This is a genomic window from Halomonas saccharevitans (genome assembly GCF_032333995.1).
GTDB lineage: Bacteria > Pseudomonadota > Gammaproteobacteria > Pseudomonadales > Halomonadaceae > Halomonas > Halomonas saccharevitans.
This window is the reverse complement of sequence record NZ_JAVXUR010000001.1, coordinates 742,327-757,214: the sequence shown is the minus strand read 5'-3', so window position 1 is coordinate 757,214 and position 14,888 is coordinate 742,327. Positions and strand designations below refer to the sequence as shown.

At 65.3% G+C, this 14,888-nt stretch carries 13 protein-coding genes; 10 read left to right on the top strand and 3 right to left on the bottom strand.

Annotation, left to right across the window (positions count from 1 at the left end; translation table 11 throughout):
- Positions 1-15: 15 nt before the first annotated feature.
- The 5 genes from RSO68_RS03520 to RSO68_RS03500 all read left to right on the top strand — a co-directional run bounded on the left by RSO68_RS03520 (position 16) and on the right by RSO68_RS03500 (position 6,097).
- Positions 16-1,827, top strand: coding sequence for an acyl-CoA dehydrogenase C-terminal domain-containing protein (locus tag RSO68_RS03520; protein WP_315585460.1), 1,812 nt, complete (start codon positions 16-18; stop codon positions 1,825-1,827).
- Positions 1,828-2,043: 216 nt separating this feature from the next.
- On the top strand, positions 2,044-3,009 hold the full coding sequence (locus tag RSO68_RS03515; protein WP_315585459.1) for a zinc-binding metallopeptidase family protein: 966 nt from the start codon (positions 2,044-2,046) through the stop codon (positions 3,007-3,009).
- Between the two features lie 195 nt (positions 3,010-3,204).
- Positions 3,205-4,059 carry an HTH domain-containing protein gene (locus RSO68_RS03510; RefSeq protein ID WP_315585458.1) on the top strand — a complete coding sequence of 285 codons (855 nt, stop codon included), beginning with the start codon at positions 3,205-3,207 and terminating at the stop codon, positions 4,057-4,059.
- An 11-nt stretch (positions 4,060-4,070) separates the two neighbouring features.
- Complete coding sequence (locus tag RSO68_RS03505) at positions 4,071-4,907, top strand: hypothetical protein (protein WP_315585457.1); 837 nt, start codon at positions 4,071-4,073, stop codon at positions 4,905-4,907.
- Positions 4,904-6,097, top strand: coding sequence for a hypothetical protein (locus tag RSO68_RS03500; protein WP_315585456.1), 1,194 nt, complete (start codon positions 4,904-4,906; stop codon positions 6,095-6,097). Before RSO68_RS03505 ends, RSO68_RS03500 begins: the two co-directional genes overlap by 4 nt.
- Positions 6,098-6,160: 63 nt before the next feature.
- Here RSO68_RS03500 and RSO68_RS03495 read toward each other — a convergent pair whose 3' ends face one another.
- A complete protein-coding gene (locus RSO68_RS03495) occupies positions 6,161-6,637 on the bottom strand; it encodes a nucleoside deaminase (protein WP_315585454.1) in 477 nt (158 codons plus the stop codon).
- Positions 6,638-6,808: 171 nt separating this feature from the next.
- Here RSO68_RS03495 and RSO68_RS03490 point away from each other — a divergent pair, with 171 nt between their 5' ends.
- Positions 6,809-7,168, top strand: coding sequence for a hypothetical protein (locus RSO68_RS03490; protein ID WP_315585453.1), 360 nt, complete (start codon positions 6,809-6,811; stop codon positions 7,166-7,168).
- A gap of 15 nt (positions 7,169-7,183) precedes the next feature.
- Here the strand turns inward: RSO68_RS03490 and RSO68_RS03485 are convergent, their stop codons facing one another.
- Together RSO68_RS03485 and bioA are read right to left on the bottom strand one after the other, a co-directional pair.
- Positions 7,184-7,486 carry a winged helix-turn-helix domain-containing protein gene (locus tag RSO68_RS03485; RefSeq protein WP_315585452.1) on the bottom strand — a complete coding sequence of 101 codons (303 nt, stop codon included), beginning with the start codon at positions 7,484-7,486 and terminating at the stop codon, positions 7,184-7,186.
- Positions 7,487-7,670: 184 nt separating this feature from the next.
- Positions 7,671-8,942 (bottom strand): adenosylmethionine--8-amino-7-oxononanoate transaminase, encoded by a 1,272-nt coding sequence (gene bioA, locus RSO68_RS03480; protein ID WP_315585451.1) that lies wholly within the window; start codon positions 8,940-8,942, stop codon positions 7,671-7,673.
- A 343-nt stretch (positions 8,943-9,285) separates the two neighbouring features.
- Between bioA and RSO68_RS03475 the strand changes: the two genes are divergently transcribed.
- The 4 genes from RSO68_RS03475 (at position 9,286) to RSO68_RS03460 (ending at position 14,439) form a co-directional block, all read left to right on the top strand.
- Positions 9,286-10,812, top strand: coding sequence for a sensor domain-containing diguanylate cyclase (locus RSO68_RS03475; protein ID WP_315585450.1), 1,527 nt, complete (start codon positions 9,286-9,288; stop codon positions 10,810-10,812).
- Positions 10,813-11,532: 720 nt separating this feature from the next.
- On the top strand, positions 11,533-11,910 hold the full coding sequence (locus RSO68_RS03470; RefSeq protein WP_315585449.1) for a hypothetical protein: 378 nt from the start codon (positions 11,533-11,535) through the stop codon (positions 11,908-11,910).
- Positions 11,907-13,505, top strand: a complete 1,599-nt coding sequence (locus tag RSO68_RS03465; protein WP_315585448.1) for a virulence-associated E family protein — start codon at positions 11,907-11,909, stop codon at positions 13,503-13,505. Before RSO68_RS03470 ends, RSO68_RS03465 begins: the two co-directional genes overlap by 4 nt.
- Positions 13,506-13,629: 124 nt before the next feature.
- On the top strand, positions 13,630-14,439 hold the full coding sequence (locus RSO68_RS03460; RefSeq protein WP_315585447.1) for a hypothetical protein: 810 nt from the start codon (positions 13,630-13,632) through the stop codon (positions 14,437-14,439).
- Positions 14,440-14,888 lie beyond the last annotated feature (449 nt).

The following is a 14,888-nucleotide window of genomic DNA, read 5'->3' as shown; positions in this document are numbered from 1 at the left end:
TTCAGGAGAAACGAGATGCCCGACTACCAGGCCCCCCTGCGCGACCTTCGCTTCGTGATGGACGAGATGCTCGACTATCCGGCCCACTACTCGCGCCTGCCGGGCGGCGAGGAGGCCACGCCCGACGTGGTGAGCGCCATCCTGGAGGAGGGCGCGCGCTTCGCCCGCGAGGTGCTGCTGCCGCTGAACCAGAGCGGCGATCGCGAGGGCTGCCTGCTGGAGGGTGGTGAGGTGAAGGCGCCGAAGGGCTTCAAGCAGGCCTACGCCCAGTACGTGGAGGGCGGCTGGCCGGGGCTCGCCGCCGAGGCGGAGCACGGCGGCCAGGGCCTGCCGGCCTCGCTCGGCATGGCGCTCAACGAGATGATCTGCGCCACCAACCTGGCCTGGGGCATGTACCCGGGGCTCTCTCACGGCGCCGCCGACGCCCTGCGCCACCACGGCACCGAGGCGCAGAAGGCCACCTATCTGACCAAGCTGGTCGAGGGCACCTGGACCGGCACCATGTGCCTGACCGAGCCCCACTGCGGCACCGACCTGGGGCTGATCAAGACCCGCGCCGTGCCCACCGATGATGGCGCCTTCGATATCACCGGCACCAAGATCTTCATTTCCGCGGGCGAGCACGACCTGGCCGAGAACATCGTGCACCTGGTGCTGGCCAAGCTGCCGGACGCCCCGGCGGGCTCCAAGGGCATCTCGTTGTTCGTGGTGCCCAAGTTCCTGCCCGACGGTGACGGCAATCCTGGGGAGCGCAACGGCGTCACCTGCGGCTCGCTCGAGCACAAGATGGGCATCCACGGCAACGCGACCTGCGTGATGAACTTCGATGCCGCCCGGGGCTACCTGGTCGGTGCGCCTCACAAGGGCCTGGCCTGCATGTTCACCATGATGAACGCCGCGCGCATCGGCGTGGGCATCCAGGGGCTCGGCCTCACCGAGGCGAGCTTCCAGAATGCCTTGGCCTACGCCCGCGACCGCCTGCAGATGCGCGCGCTCGCCGGCGCGAAGGCGCCCGAGAAGCCCGCCGACCCGATCATCGTCCATCCGGACGTGCGCCGCATGCTGCTGACCCAGAAGGCCTTCGCCGAGGGCGGCCGGATGCTGGTGCTCTATACCGCGCAGATGATCGATCTGGTCGAGCACGGGGTTGATGCCGCCGAGAAGGAACGCGCCGAGACCCTGCTCGGACTGCTGACCCCGGTCGTCAAGGCCTTCCTCACCGAGGTCGGCTTCGAGGCCACCAACGAAGGGGTGCAGGTCTTCGGCGGTCACGGCTTCATCCAGGAGTGGGGCATGGAGCAGCTGGTGCGCGACGCGCGCATCACCCGCCTCTACGAGGGCACCACCGGCATCCAGGCCCTCGACCTGCTCGGCCGCAAGGTGCTGATGAGCCAGGGCGAGACCCTCAAGGTGTTCACCAAGGAGATCCACCAGTTCTGCCGGGCCGAGGAGGGCAACGCCGAACTCGCCGAGTTCGTGCGTCCCCTGGCCAAGCTGAACCAGGAGTGGGGCGAGCTGACCATGGGCGTGGGCATGAAGGCCATGGCCGACCGCGAGGAGGTGGGGGCGGCCAGCGTCGACTACCTGATGTATTCGGGCTACGTGACCCTGGCCTACCTCTTCGCCCGGGCCGCCAGGCAGGCCCGTGCGGCGCTGGCCGAGGGGGGCGACGAGGCCGCCTTCTACCGCGCCAAGCTCGACACCGCGCGCTTCTACTACCAGCGCCTGCTGCCGCGCACCCGGGCGCACAAGTTGTCCATCGAGGCGGGCGCCGAATCGCTGATGGCGATCAGCGCCGAGGACTTCGGCCTGGGCTTCGAGAACTGAGCTTCGAGACCTGATGACGTAACGACATACCAGCGAGCACTCTCGATCGGGAACGATCGGTATCTGGCGGCGAGGAATTCCCTCGCCGCTTTCTTTACGTCAGACCCCGCCTGGCCCTGCAGCGGTGGCGGTTTGCTTGGTAGGCCCGCAAAGAGCAGGATGCATCGTAAGGCGTCGGGCCATCTGCCTTGCGGAAATTACGGAGATGAGTGCCTCATGCGTGTCTTTGCCAATCCGGTCGGTGCCGGATCCCTCTGGTTCGACAATCTTGCTACTGCCGACGGCACGCCCGTCGCCTATGATCCCCAGGCTCGGGCTTTCCTGCCCATGCCGCCGTTTTGCATCAATCGGGAGGTCATCGGCTGCAACTGGATCGCGCCCGAGCAGGGGGCCTTCTGCCGCTCCTGTGCGATGACCGCGCTGGCGCCGGATCCTTCCATTCCCGATGCCATGCCCAACTGGGCGCAGACCGAGGCCGCCAAGCGCTGGGTGCTCGACAACCTGGGGCGCTGGCACTGGTTCCGGCCCGAGGACCCCGGTGCTCGCCCGGTGTTTCACATGCTGGCCGAGGGCCATACTCCGGTGCCCATGGGCCACGTTGGGGGCGTGGTGACCATCAGCGTGGCCGAGGCGGACTCGGTCCTGAGTACCACCCGGCGGGAAGCGCTGGAGGAGCCCTATCGCACCATGATTGGCCACATGCGCCACGAGATCTCGCACATGCTCTGGTGGCGCCTCAGCCTGCGGGACGATTTTCTCGAGGCCTTCCGGGCCATGTTCGGCGACGAGCGGGTGGACTATTCCACCGCGCTCCAGCGCCATTACCATGACGGTCCTCCGCTCGGCTGGCGTTCAAGCTTCCTGACCTCCTATGCCTCCGCGCACCCTCATGAGGACTGGGCCGAGACCGCCGCCCATCTGCTGCACCTGACCGATATCACCGACAGTTTCGTGGCGGCGGGGCTTGCCTCCCCGGAGCTGCCGAACTCTCACTGGGATCCCTACATGGAGCCCGACGCTGAGCGCCTGATCCATGTGGCGGCGAGCCTGGTGGCCGGGGTCAACCACGTCAATCGCTCCATGGGACTCTCCGACCTCTATCCCTTCGTGCTCTCGGATGCCGCACGCCGTAAGCTGGTGTTCGTGCATAATTGGCTACGCCGGGGGGCCCAGGGGCTTTGAGCAGGGCGGGACGCCATGCCGTGGAGGGGCCGGGAACCGGCGGCATGCCTTGCATCGCATCTTTGATGTCGCTTTCCTCTTCCGCTTGCAAACGCTTGGCCGCGTGGCTGTTACCGTTACGCCGCTAGAGGCATGATGATCGCCTCGACGCACACTAAGGCGGCGAGAGACTGCCACGCGCACGAGGAATCGCCCATGTCACGAACGACGCGCCTGCAAGACCTGATCCGTGAGCTTCGCCATCACACAGGCCCGATCGGCGGGCCCGAGCTTGCCGAGCGGCTGGGGATCACCCTTCGTACTCTCTACCAGGATGTCGCCGCGCTGCGGGCGGTGGGGGTCGAGGTGGTCAATACGCCCGGCCAGGGCTATGTGCTGTCGCCTGACGTCGTGCTGCCGCCCGCGGCACTGGCTGAGCCAGCGCCACGCGAGCCGGCCGAGCTCATCTTTTTCACCAACCCGCTCTCGCGGGGCGGCATCGTCCACTGGATGCTCGAGGAGCTCGGCGTCTCCTATCGCACCGTGGTGCTCGAGTACGGCACCACCATGAAGTCGCCCGACTACCTGGCGCTCAATCCGATGGGCAAGGTGCCGGCGATTCGCCACGGCGACGCGGTGATCACCGAGGCCGCCGCGATCTGCGCCTACCTCGCCGACGTCTTTCCCACCGCCGGGCTGGCGCCGCCAACCGCCGACCGGGCCGACTACTACCGCTGGCTCTTCTTCGCCGCCGGGCCACTGGAGGCCGCCCTCGGGCTCGGCCTTCTGGGTGTGCATCCCACGCCCGAGCAGCAGGTGCAGCTTGGCTGCGGCGACGTCTGGGCGGTGCTCGACGCCCTGTCCGGCGCGGTCGCCGGGCGTCGCTATATCGCCGGCGACCGCTTCAGCGCGGCGGACGTCTACGTCGGCTCCCACCTCGGCTGGGGCATGCACTTCGGCACCATCCCGCGGCGGCCCGAGTTCGAGGCCTACTGGGCGGGCCTGAGGGACCGGCCGGCGCGCGCCCGCTGCGAGGCGTTCGTCGAGCAGGCCCTCTCGCCGCTGGCCTGATGGCAAGGCGCGTGCGAGGTCGCAGGCTGCTGCACCGCCACGGCCACCTGGCCCTGGCGGTGCTGGTGCTGCTGGCCTGGTCGCTTGCGAGCAACGACTGGGCCGGCGTGCTGTTCCTGCCGGTCTGGGTGCTGGCCACCCAGCTGATCGTGGCCGGCAGCCTCGAGGCCGCCCGGCTGCGGCGGCGTGCCTGGCTCGATCAGTACCTGCGCGACGACTCCCCCAGGCGGCGCTGGCTGCAGGGCGGCGTGCTGATGGTGCTGCGCCACCAGTTCGTCGGCGCGCTGCTCGCCCTGGTGCTGCTGGTCGACCTGCGCCTGCTGCCCTTGTCGGAGTGGCCCCTGTTGCTGGCCGCGCTGCCGCTGCTGGTGGTGGCCAGAAACCGCCTGCGGCGGCGACTCTCTCGCCACGTCGTGGCCGAGCATCTGCCGGCGGTCACGCGGCGCCTGGTGACGCTCCCGGCCGCCGCGCTGCTGGCCCTGGCCCTAGTGCTCGCGGCGCTCTGGCTGCCCCAGCCGTGGCTGATCGGGCTCGGCTGGGAGGAGGCGATCGCCCGCCACCTGCCGGGAGGCGAGGGTAGGGCGCTGCTCGGCTTCTTCGAGCGGCTGGCCGCCAGCGCCGAGCTCACCCGGCTGTGGGCCATGCAGAACGCCGTGGAGCGCTTTCACCTGGCCACGCCCGTGGCGATGCTCGGCTGGCTGGTGTTGCTGCTGACCCAGGGCGCCGTCGCCTGGGCCTATGTCCGCCTGCTGGTGGGCGCCGAAGCGCTGCGCCGCGAGGGCCGTTCGCCCCACACCGTGACCACGGGTGAACCCGCCGCGGCCAACGATCGGGAGACTCGCGCATGAACGCCACCGGCGAGGCCTCACACCGCCTTGATGGGCGCGCGTTCGATCCCTCATCCCGCTGGCGCGGCTGGGCGCTCTCGGCCCTGGTGGTGCTCCTGCTGCTTCTCGTGTTCGAGGCCGGCCACCGTGTCCTCGAGGCACGCAGCCAGGCGTCGCTCTATCGGGTGATCGTGGCGGGCGAGTCGCTGACCCTGGATGCCGAGACCCATGCCGCCTTCTCCCGCGACCTGACAAGACTCGCCGCCGAGGCCGAGGCGACGCTGGCCGCACGCATGGCGCCCTGGTCGCAGGCGCGCCTCGAGCAGGCCTTCGCGCCCCTGGAGACGGCGGTGCCGGGCTATCTCGACTGGTACTTCTCCCTGCGCGGCAGCTACCTGAGGCTCACAATGGGCATCGCTGGTGATCAGGCGGCCTGGCTCGAGGCGCAGCGTCACGAGCGGCTGATCGAGGCGAGCGGCATCGAGCCGGCCCTGGCCGACCTCCAGGTGGACCATGCGGCGCGGCTGGCCGACGAGCAGCGGGCCGTGGTTGAGGCGATGAGCGCAAGGCTTATCGAACGCTACGCCCCGCGGCGTGTCGCCGACGCGAAGACGCAGGCGGCGCCGGCGTTCGATCTGGATAGTGAGATGCAAGAGACGCTGCCGGCAGCGCTGGATACCCGCCGCTGGCGCTCGGCCGCCTTGGGTGGCAGCGGCCTCGGCTTGCTGGCGGGGCGGCCCCTGGCGCGCAGGCTCGGGGCCGGTGCCGCGGGGCAGGGCGGCCGGGTGGCGCTGCGCGCCCTGGCGGCGCGGCTGGGCGCCGGCGCCGCGCGATCGCTCGCAAGTGGCGGGACCGCCGTGGCGATGACGGCCCCTACCGGCCCTGGCGCCCTGATGGTGGGCGCGGCGACCACCGCCGTGGGCCTGGCCGGGCTCGTCGGCGGTGAGTTCGCCCTGCTGAAGCTGCAGGAGGCGCGCCATCGCCCTGCCTTTGAGGCCCGGCTGCGCGATGGCATCGATGAGGCCCGCCGAGACGTGGCGCGCTCGCTTGAAGGTGCCACCTCGGCCGCCGCCGCTCGGCTGGCGGAAGGGCTAGAGAGCCGGAGCGAGGAGGGCGAGCGGCTGCCGGGCAAACGTATGCCGAGCGAAGCGAGGCCCGATCACTATCGCATCCTCGGCCAGCTCAAGCGTCCGGCTGGCTCCGACGCCTGACACGAACACCCGACGCGGGCATCGCAGCGCGTCAGCGCCGACGGCCTTTGGCGTGCTGTTGGCTCAGACCCCGTGCAGGCGCCGATGCAGCGCATGAACCCGCTCGGCGAGCTCCGGCACCGGGCCCTCGACGGTGGCGCTCGGTACCACCTCCTGGATCGGCAGGGTGTTCACGGGCGGCGGGGCCACGCCCATCTCCTTGAGCCAGCCGCCGAGCTGCTCGGACGAGCTCGCGTAGACGATGCGCCCCAGCCCCACCCAGCCGTGGGCGGCCGCGCACATGGGGCAGTGCTCGCCGGAGGTGTAGACGGTGGCCCGGGCGCGCTCCTCGGGCGGCAGGTTCTCCGCGGCCCAGCGGGCCAGGAAGAACTCCGGGTGCTGGGTGGCATCGCCGCCGGCCACGTGGTTGTGGTCCTCGACCAGCACCGCCCCGTCGCCGCTCACCAGCACCGAGCCGAACGGTTCGTCGCCGGCCTCCAGGGCCTCCTCGGCGAGCTCCACGCAGCGCGCCAGGTGCTGCTTGTCGGTCTCGCTGATCATCGTCGTTCCCTCCATTGAATGTGGCGTGCCTCTCCATCATACGACTCGCCGGGGGCGTTTTCATGAGGGGGCGACGGCGTGTTGCAGCGATCCCGCTTGGGAACTGTTGCACGGGACTGCCACACTGAGGCGTCTGCCGTCAGGCTCCATTCATCGATCGGGGAGGGCACAATGAGCAACGGTCTCTATCAACGGCTGGAATGCGACTGCGGGGCGGTCTGCCTGCTGGCTTGCGGGGCGCCGCTCGGCAGCGCCGTGAACCCGGCCGGTGAACCCGTCACCCTCTGGCCTCGCGAGGCGGTGCAGGTCGGCGAGGGCGTGGAGGAGCTCGACTCGCGCGCGGGTGACGCGGGCGGCGATGTTCAGTCGTGTCGCCGCTGCGGCGAGGTGATGCTGATCGAGCATGATGAGGCGGACGTGATAGTCCTGTACTGGGCGCCCGATGATGAGAAGGTCGCGCCGGTGGCGGCCTCGCTGCGCGAGACCCTGGAGGCCCTGGGCTATCGCTTCGCCTCGAAGGACAACGGCTGACGGCGGGCCGCGGCCTCAGTGCTGGGGCGGGTAGCCCAGGGCTTCGCGCAGCCGTTCGGCGTGCTCCGCCACCCAGGTGGGGTCGATGGGCCCCCAGTCGCGAATCACGTAGGCACCGATGTTGTGGCGCTCGCCTGTCAGGTGCTCGAACTCGCAGACCATGTCCAACTCGGCCAGGGCGGCGAGGGTGTCCTGGGCGGTGCGCCGGGGCATGCCGGTGGCTTCCATGATGGCCGGCACGCTGGCGGCACCGCTGACCACCAGATGGGCCACGTAGAGGCGACGATAGAAGCTGGTGCGGGTCTTGCTCAGGGTCATGCGGTGCATCCTTGTGGGCTTATCGGTCGTGAGTCGGGCTCCGGCGATCGGCACGGCGCTGTGCGTGCCTCGCCTCATTGCCTGCAGTCTAGCGGCTTCGTTGCCCTCGACACCACGCCCGCCTGCGACCGGATCTCATGACCCCGCTGAGCCTTGCTCCTACCGCGTTTGCTGGTCTGAGTGCTCAGCGCTCCAGGAACCAGCCCTTCATGACGTCGGTGATGCGGCGCATCTCGGCATCGCTGGTGATGTAGGCGGGCATGGTGTAGAGCCAGCGGCCGAAGGGGCGCAGCCAGACGCCCTGGGTGCGGGCGAAGTCGGCCACGCCCTTGAGCGTGGCGGCGTCATGGACCTCGATCACCGCGGTGGCGCCCAGCACCCTGACATCCTCGACCTCGGGATGGGCGCGCAGCGCCTCATCGTTCACTAGCGTCTCGCGCAGCACGCTGTTGAGCGCCTTAATGCGGCCCAGGTAATCCTCCTCCTCGAACACCGCCAGGCTCTCCAGCGCCACTCGGCAGGCCAGCGGGTTGCCCATGAAGGTGGGGCCGTGCATGAAGGCGTGCAGCTCGCTGTCGCCGACGAAGGCGTCGTGTACCCGGTCGGTGGCGAGCGTCGCGGCGTGGCCCAGGTAGCCGCCGGTCAGCCCCTTGGAGAGCACCATGATGTCCGGCGTCACGTCGGCATGGTCGGCGGCGAACATCCGCCCGGTGCGCCCGAAGCCGGTGGCCACCTCGTCGAAGATCAGCAGCACGTCGAACTCGTCGCAGAGCTCCCGGGCGCCGCGCAGATAGTGGGGCGAGGTCATGTTGAGCCCGCCGGCGGCCTGCAGCAGCGGCTCCATCAGCAGCGCGCCGATCTCCTCGTGATGGGCCTCGAGCACGCTGCGCAGGGCGTCGAGGTCGGCCTGCACTTCCTCTTTACTGGCCTCGAAGGGGGCGGTGGGGGCGGGGGCGAAGTGGTGCTGAGGCAGGAAACCGGCGAACAGCGAGTGCATGCCCTCCTCGGGGTCGCACACCGCCATGCAGCCGGCGGTGTCGCCGTGGTAGGCCTTCATCAGCGTCAGCATGCGGTGCTTGGCCGGCTTGCCCCGCAGGTAGTGATACTGCACGGCAATCTTCATGGCCACTTCCATGCCCACCGAGCCGCTGTCAGAGAAGAACACGTGGTTCAGGCCCTTCGGGGTGACGCGCACCAGCTCACGGGCCAGGCGGTCGGCGGGCTCGTGGGTCAGACCGCCGAGCATCACGTGGCACAGCTCGTCGGCCTGCTCGCGGATCGCCGCCACCAGCCGCGGATGGCGATAGCCGTGGATCATGCACCACCAGGAGCAGGTGGCGTCGAGCAGCGTCTCGCCGCTCTCCAGGGTGAAGGTCGCGCCCTCGCCGCCGACCACCTTGGGGGCCGGGCGCTGGGTCTTGAGGTGGGCATAGGGGTGCCAGACGGGGGACGTCATCGGGCCTCCTGCAGTGAACGTGGCGTGTCGTCACCGGCACTCACCGGTGGCGTCAGATAGCGCCAATATCCTACCTGTAAACTCTCTTCCTATGAAGGTGTTTACAAGGGCGCGTGGCGGGCTTTATGAGGAGGTAGTAAAATAGTCTTCACAACCAAGGTAAGTGAAGTCGGGCCGCCGTTTGGTGCTGTCTTGTGTCGGTCCGGTGTCCTTTGAAGGGAATCAGGAGACACAGCATGATGCAGGCTTTAAGACGGTCCGCAGGGGGACGAGGGACGCTTCGTCGGGTTGAGCAGGCGGCGCTCGCCATGATGCATCAGGTTTCCGCCCGTTCGTGGCCTTCATGAACGTTGCTACGCCCGAGGTGAGGCTGCCCTGCGCCTCCCAGGCCCTGGCGGCCCTGGCCCGCGAGAGCCGAGCCCTGATGCAGGACGCCAACTGGGCCGATGGCGTCGATCGCCTGCTCGCCGAGATTGGTCGTAGTACCGGGGCCAGTCGCGTCTGGATCTTCCAGCTGCTGGAACTCAGGGAAGAGGCCGTGGTGCAGGACTACGTCTTCGAGTGGGCCGCCGCGCCTCGCTATCGCCAGCTGATGCAGCGCCGCTTCCGTTTCTTCCACTCTGCGCTGGGCGATCCCGTCTATCGACGCATGATCGAGGAGCGCCGCGCCGGCCAGGCCCACGACCTCTGCGTGCCGCGGATGTACGAGAGTCCGCTGCGGCGCCATCTTGAGAGCCAGCACATCCGCTCCATGGCGACGGTGCCGATCGTCGTTCATGGGGAATGGTGGGGTACCCTGGGGATCGACGACTGCGAGCGCGCCATCTCCTGGCAGGGGCCGGGGCTCGACCTGCTCACCACCGCCAGCGAGCTGATCGCCGCGGCTCTCTATCGTCACCAGCTGACCAGCCGCTCCCGCCAGCTCGAGCTCTTCCATCAGGTGACGAATTGCGGCGTCTGGGAGGTGGTGCTCTCCAATGGGCGGGTGTGGTGCTCCCAGGCCTTGAAGGCGCTGCTCGACTATCCCGCCACCTACCCCCGAGTGCCGCTGCGCCGGCTGCTGGCGCGCGTGCAACGGCAGGACCGCCAGCGCCTCTGGGCCGAGCTGCGGCGCGCCCTGTCTCAGCGCCAGGCAATGTGTCGGCTCGACGTGCGCCTGGCCCTCGGCGATGCTGACGAGCACTGGTTCGATCTGTTGGCGGAGATCCGCTGCGACGAGGCCGGGCGCCCCCAGATCATCGCCGGCATCCTGATCGATATCCGTCAGCGCAAGCGCGACGAGCAGGACGCCTGGCGCGCCGCCGAGTCGGACACCCTGACCGGGGCCCTCAACCGGCGAGGCCTGGCGAGATGGCTCGAGGCGCGCGCCGAGGCGCGGCGCCTTCACCTGCTGATGCTGGACATCGACCATTTCAAGCGCGTCAACGACGCGCACGGCCATCCCGCCGGCGACGCGTTGCTGCGTCTGCTGGCCCGGCGGCTGCGCGATGCGCTGCGTGAGGAGGACGCCCTGGTGCGCCTAGGCGGCGAGGAGTTTGCCGTCGTAGTGCGGGGCCGGGACGACGCCTCGGCGGTAGCGCTGGCCGAGCGGCTGCGGCGGATCGTGGTGGCGACGCCCTTCCGCCTGGGCCTGCCGGGGCAGGGCGAGGGGCTCAGCCTCGCGGTCTCGATCAGCCTGGGGGTGGCCCTGCTTCCCGGCGCGTCGGACGCTGCCGAGCGTCGCCTGTCGCTGGCGATGGCCTGGGCGGACGAGGCCCTCTATGCCGCCAAGCAGGCGGGGCGCGATCGCGTGCGGATCCATGAGAGCGTGTGCGAGCAGGCCGATGACCATCACCGAGCCAACGAGATCGAGGGCGATTGCGCCGGGTGAGCGCGGCATATGGTACGACAGAAAGAGGTCGACCGGCGTCGATGACGTCGGGTCAAGGGATTCGCATTACGCTGAGATGGTGCGGATGGGGAGACTTGAACTCCCACGCCCGAAGGCACCAGGACCTAAATAAAATCAACGTGGTACGAGATAAGCAAATATCATACCAATTCGCCAAAGTGTGCCAGTTAGTGTCCCCACTATGTTCGCGTTGCCGCGGCAGTTAATCCAGTGCGCCAAGTTAATCGCAGACCTGTTTAGCTATAGGTAATCTCTATTGGACAAAGTGCAAACGCAGTGCTTGCGCAACGATCCAGAATGTTATAAACTGCTGGGTAAGCTAGAACGGCGAAAGGCCCGAACCCATATCGCGCCAACGATACGAGCCCGAGCCTCTCTAGTGAGTGCAAGCACCATGTGGGGTGGTGCCTGACTAGCTCCTTTCTTTCACCGGCTAGTCTAGCTGCATAACGCCCCCATGGCAACAGAAATTGCCGTGGAGCTAGACCAAATGCGACATCTATTCGCACTGAGCGACATTCGCTCAACCTACCAACTTCGTAGCCTGGCTGCCGTTCAGCGGTGGTGCAAGCATCCCGCATTTCCCTCTCCCGTCGCCAGCTATGGTCCGACAAGTCGCCCGCTGTTCGATCCTGCTGCTATTGCCGCGTGGGTAGCCGAACACCGCCCCGAGTACGTCCAGCATGGGGAGGTGCGGTAATGGGTATGCAATTCGATTTGTTCGGCGCTCCGACCAAGCCTGTTTCTTTCCCTGCCGTGGGCTCAAGCAATGCCCGTTGCCTGTGGCTCATGCTCAATGAGGGATGGCTCGATAATGACCGCCTTCGTGCGTATGGCATGGGCAATGCCTCTCGCCGTGCCAAGGATTTGGTAGAGAATTACGGATGGCCCGTGGTGACTCGTTGGAAGTCGTTTTCTCGCCCTGATGGCGTGATTGTGTCAATCAAGGAATACCGCGTAGAGCCCGTATGGCTCCACGAACTAGTGCGTGACGACGAGGTATTTGCCGAACGTCTGGCCATGTGGGGTCTTGCACAGAACGACTACGAGCACGGCAAGAAAGGGGGTGAAGCATGAGCCAGTTACTAGCATCCCCCGACGCCGTGCGCCGCACCTATGGTGAGATGCAAGAACTGCGGGCCAGCCTTGCACGGTATGAGCAGCACGAGCGACCGGCACTGATGGTTGCCAATGCTGCCGCCTATCGCGAAGAGCTGTCGAGCGAGTGGGCAGTAGACCGCGAAGAAATCCGCGCCAAGCTGGCAGAGTGGCCCAACCGTCGCGCTGCTGAGTGGCACGAGCAGTGTCTCGACATGGCACAAACGGCGGGCGAGTACGAGTTCCTTCTCGATCACCCGGTTGGAACACAGATGCGGCAACTGCAAGAGGCCCTTTCGAGGGCCTTCCAGGCAGAAACCGGCATCACCCTGGCTGAGATCGACGACGCGGCAATGCAGGATCAGAACCGCATGATGCAGCAGCGCCAGCAGGAAGAGATGCCGGAAGGCGAGTGGCCGCACATGAAGAGCAGCGGCAAACCGTTGTCCACGCTGGCCAACTTCAAGCGGCTGCTAGCTCATTATGGTATTCACCCGCGCTATAACCTTATCGCCAAGCGTGACGAGTCGTTAGTCCCTGGTCTGTCCACCACTCGGGATAACCACGACAACGCGACGCTGGCGCACATCACGAGCCTGGCCCACCTCAACCGTTTGCCGGTAGGCGAGCTGGCGCCTTACATGCTCGCCGTTGCCGACGAAAACGCCTATAACCCCGTCCTTAGTTGGATCGAGTCGAAGCCTTGGGATGGCGAGGATCGGCTGGCCGACCTGCTGGATGGGGTGGCCGTCTCCGAGCAGTTCGATTACGAGCTGAAAGACATGCTTATCGCCCGCTGGCTGGTGTCGGCTGTAGCCGCCATCGCCAAGCCGTCCGGCTTCCATGCTCGTGGTGTCTTGGTCTTCACCGGCCCGCAAGGCATTGGCAAGACAAGCTGGTTCCGTAATCTGCTGCCCGAGCACCTTGGCGAGTATTTCAAGGAAGGCGCCACTATCGACCCATCCGATAAAGACAGCGTGACCGGCGCCGTCTCAAACTGGATCGTCGAGATTGGCGAGCTTGATGCCACGTTCCGTAAAGCTGACATCGCCCGCCTAAAGGCGTTCGTCACCAGCGGCGAGGACCGTATCCGCAAGCCGTATGCCCGCGCAGAGTCGATGCTGCCGCGCCGTACCGTGTTCTGTGGCTCTGTTAACGATAGCCAGTTCCTTGTCGATCCGACTGGTAACTCTAGGTTCTGGACGGTCGAAGTCACCGCGCTGCACTATGAGCAGCCTTGCGACGACCTTCAGCAGCTTTGGGCGCAAGTCTATGAGCTGTACAAGGCCGGTGAACAGTGGTGGCTGACGCCTGACGAAGAGAAGCGGCTGGCTTCCTCGAACAGCGACTTTGAGCAAGTTGATCCGCTGGAACAAATGCTTCTCGATACCTTCGCGATTGATGAGCCAGCATTCCAGCGCATGACCTCAACCGAGGTGCTGAAGGCCATGGGTATCGACAAGCCCAACCGTAGCCAGGCAAGCCGGATGGGGATTCTGCTACGCCAACGCTTTGGCGAGCCGAAACGTAGCAATGGCCGAACGATGTTCAACCTACCTGCTCGACGAATCTAGTCAAACCAAGGCCCCGTCATCGTGCGGGGCTTTTTTGTAGCCAAATCAATTCCGGTGCCGTAGAGCAGTGCCTGGCGAAGAGTGCTAGGGTTATATTTAGGTTTTCTGTTTCAGGGTTATGCTAATGAGAATCAGTTTATTTATCGTGATTTTAGCAGTTTTGGTGATTGCAGGGTGTGCTAACCGGGCGTCCAATGAATATCATTATCCGAATAAAAGAGATCTTGATCGAATAGACAGAGAGCTTGGGGGTTTAATTGATGCTGGGGATATTAATTTACTTGCAGAGAATATGAGGCGAGCTTATCGAATGCCTAACGATTTAAAGGGCGAGCCTTTATATTTAGAGCTTGAGGAATGGGATAGGGCCTATGAGTTTTTTTCGCGAGAGTTTTATAATGATCTAGTGGGTCGTGATGCTGAAGCTGCCAGGAATCTTTATAATTTTGATGACTACTGTAAGTTGAAGATTGGGACTACTTGTGCGGAAAGCGCTAGAGAAATGGTAGCAGCTAATAACAGAATCGATAACCAACGTATGCAAGATGAGCTTTGGAAGAAGGTAGAAGATATTCGAAAAGGCATTGCTTCAGTGGAAAGCGTTGATGAGGCTAGAGCTTTGCACGTGCCAAGTAATGGGGGTAAATTGTTATTCAACCCCAGTGTTGGTGGTGGTGATGGTAAGTATTACGAGTTAACGACATTTATAACCAGCAAGAGAGGGGGAGCGTATTTGTCATGGTGGCCGGATGTTAGTTGGGATATGCACCCTGTTGGTTGTGTGATTATTAATCCCGTTCTGCACGGGGATATATATTTTAATCAGGCTGTGAGAGTGATCGGGAAATACGTTGGTAATAGAGAGGTTCGTATATCGAGCGGGATTTTTGCGATGGTTCCAGTGTTTTCCGATGCTCATGTCTTTCCACGATAGAGCTGCTCGATAATTCTGGAGCGACATCGGTTTACTGAAACCCGCCACTGAGCGGGTTTTTAAGCTATTGTGCATCGAAGATGCACTGGGGGATGCACTGGGGGATGCACTGGGGGATGCACTGGGGGATGCACTGGGGGATGCACTGGCTCAAACCCGCATGGTTGAGCGGTTCGCGGCCAATTAGTGCAACGTAGTGCATCCCCTTTCCCAACATTTGGAAAAAAATAGGTAAGGCCAGCATATTACCCAGGAGTGCTGGCGCCTTGCTCGGGGCGCATAGTATTTATTTTTCCTCGATAACGATGCACTAGGATGCACTATCAGTCTGAAAGCCCCGCCGTTGCTGGGCTCGCAGCAGTGCATCATGCAGTGCAACCCCCCTTGTGACCGTTGCACTGGGGATGCACTGCACCCCACCTGATACGCACGTCTAGAGCAGGCCCCTA

Excerpts from the sequence above, each read along its gene's own strand:
- RSO68_RS03475 (WP_315585450.1), top strand. The coding sequence starts at position 9,286 with ATGAACGTTGCTACGCCCGAGGTGAGGCTGCCCTGCGCCTCCCAGGCC.
- RSO68_RS03500 (WP_315585456.1), top strand. The coding sequence starts at position 4,904 with ATGAACGCCACCGGCGAGGCCTCACACCGCCTTGATGGGCGCGCGTTC.
- RSO68_RS03495 (WP_315585454.1), bottom strand. The coding sequence starts at position 6,637 with ATGATCAGCGAGACCGACAAGCAGCACCTGGCGCGCTGCGTGGAGCTC.
- RSO68_RS03520 (WP_315585460.1), top strand. The coding sequence starts at position 16 with ATGCCCGACTACCAGGCCCCCCTGCGCGACCTTCGCTTCGTGATGGAC.
- RSO68_RS03460 (WP_315585447.1), top strand. The coding sequence starts at position 13,630 with ATGAGAATCAGTTTATTTATCGTGATTTTAGCAGTTTTGGTGATTGCA.
- RSO68_RS03510 (WP_315585458.1), top strand. The coding sequence starts at position 3,205 with ATGTCACGAACGACGCGCCTGCAAGACCTGATCCGTGAGCTTCGCCAT.
- bioA (WP_315585451.1), bottom strand. The coding sequence starts at position 8,942 with ATGACGTCCCCCGTCTGGCACCCCTATGCCCACCTCAAGACCCAGCGC.
- RSO68_RS03490 (WP_315585453.1), top strand. The coding sequence starts at position 6,809 with ATGAGCAACGGTCTCTATCAACGGCTGGAATGCGACTGCGGGGCGGTC.
- RSO68_RS03470 (WP_315585449.1), top strand. The coding sequence starts at position 11,533 with ATGGGTATGCAATTCGATTTGTTCGGCGCTCCGACCAAGCCTGTTTCT.
- RSO68_RS03465 (WP_315585448.1), top strand. The coding sequence starts at position 11,907 with ATGAGCCAGTTACTAGCATCCCCCGACGCCGTGCGCCGCACCTATGGT.
- RSO68_RS03485 (WP_315585452.1), bottom strand. The coding sequence starts at position 7,486 with ATGACCCTGAGCAAGACCCGCACCAGCTTCTATCGTCGCCTCTACGTG.
- RSO68_RS03515 (WP_315585459.1), top strand. The coding sequence starts at position 2,044 with ATGCGTGTCTTTGCCAATCCGGTCGGTGCCGGATCCCTCTGGTTCGAC.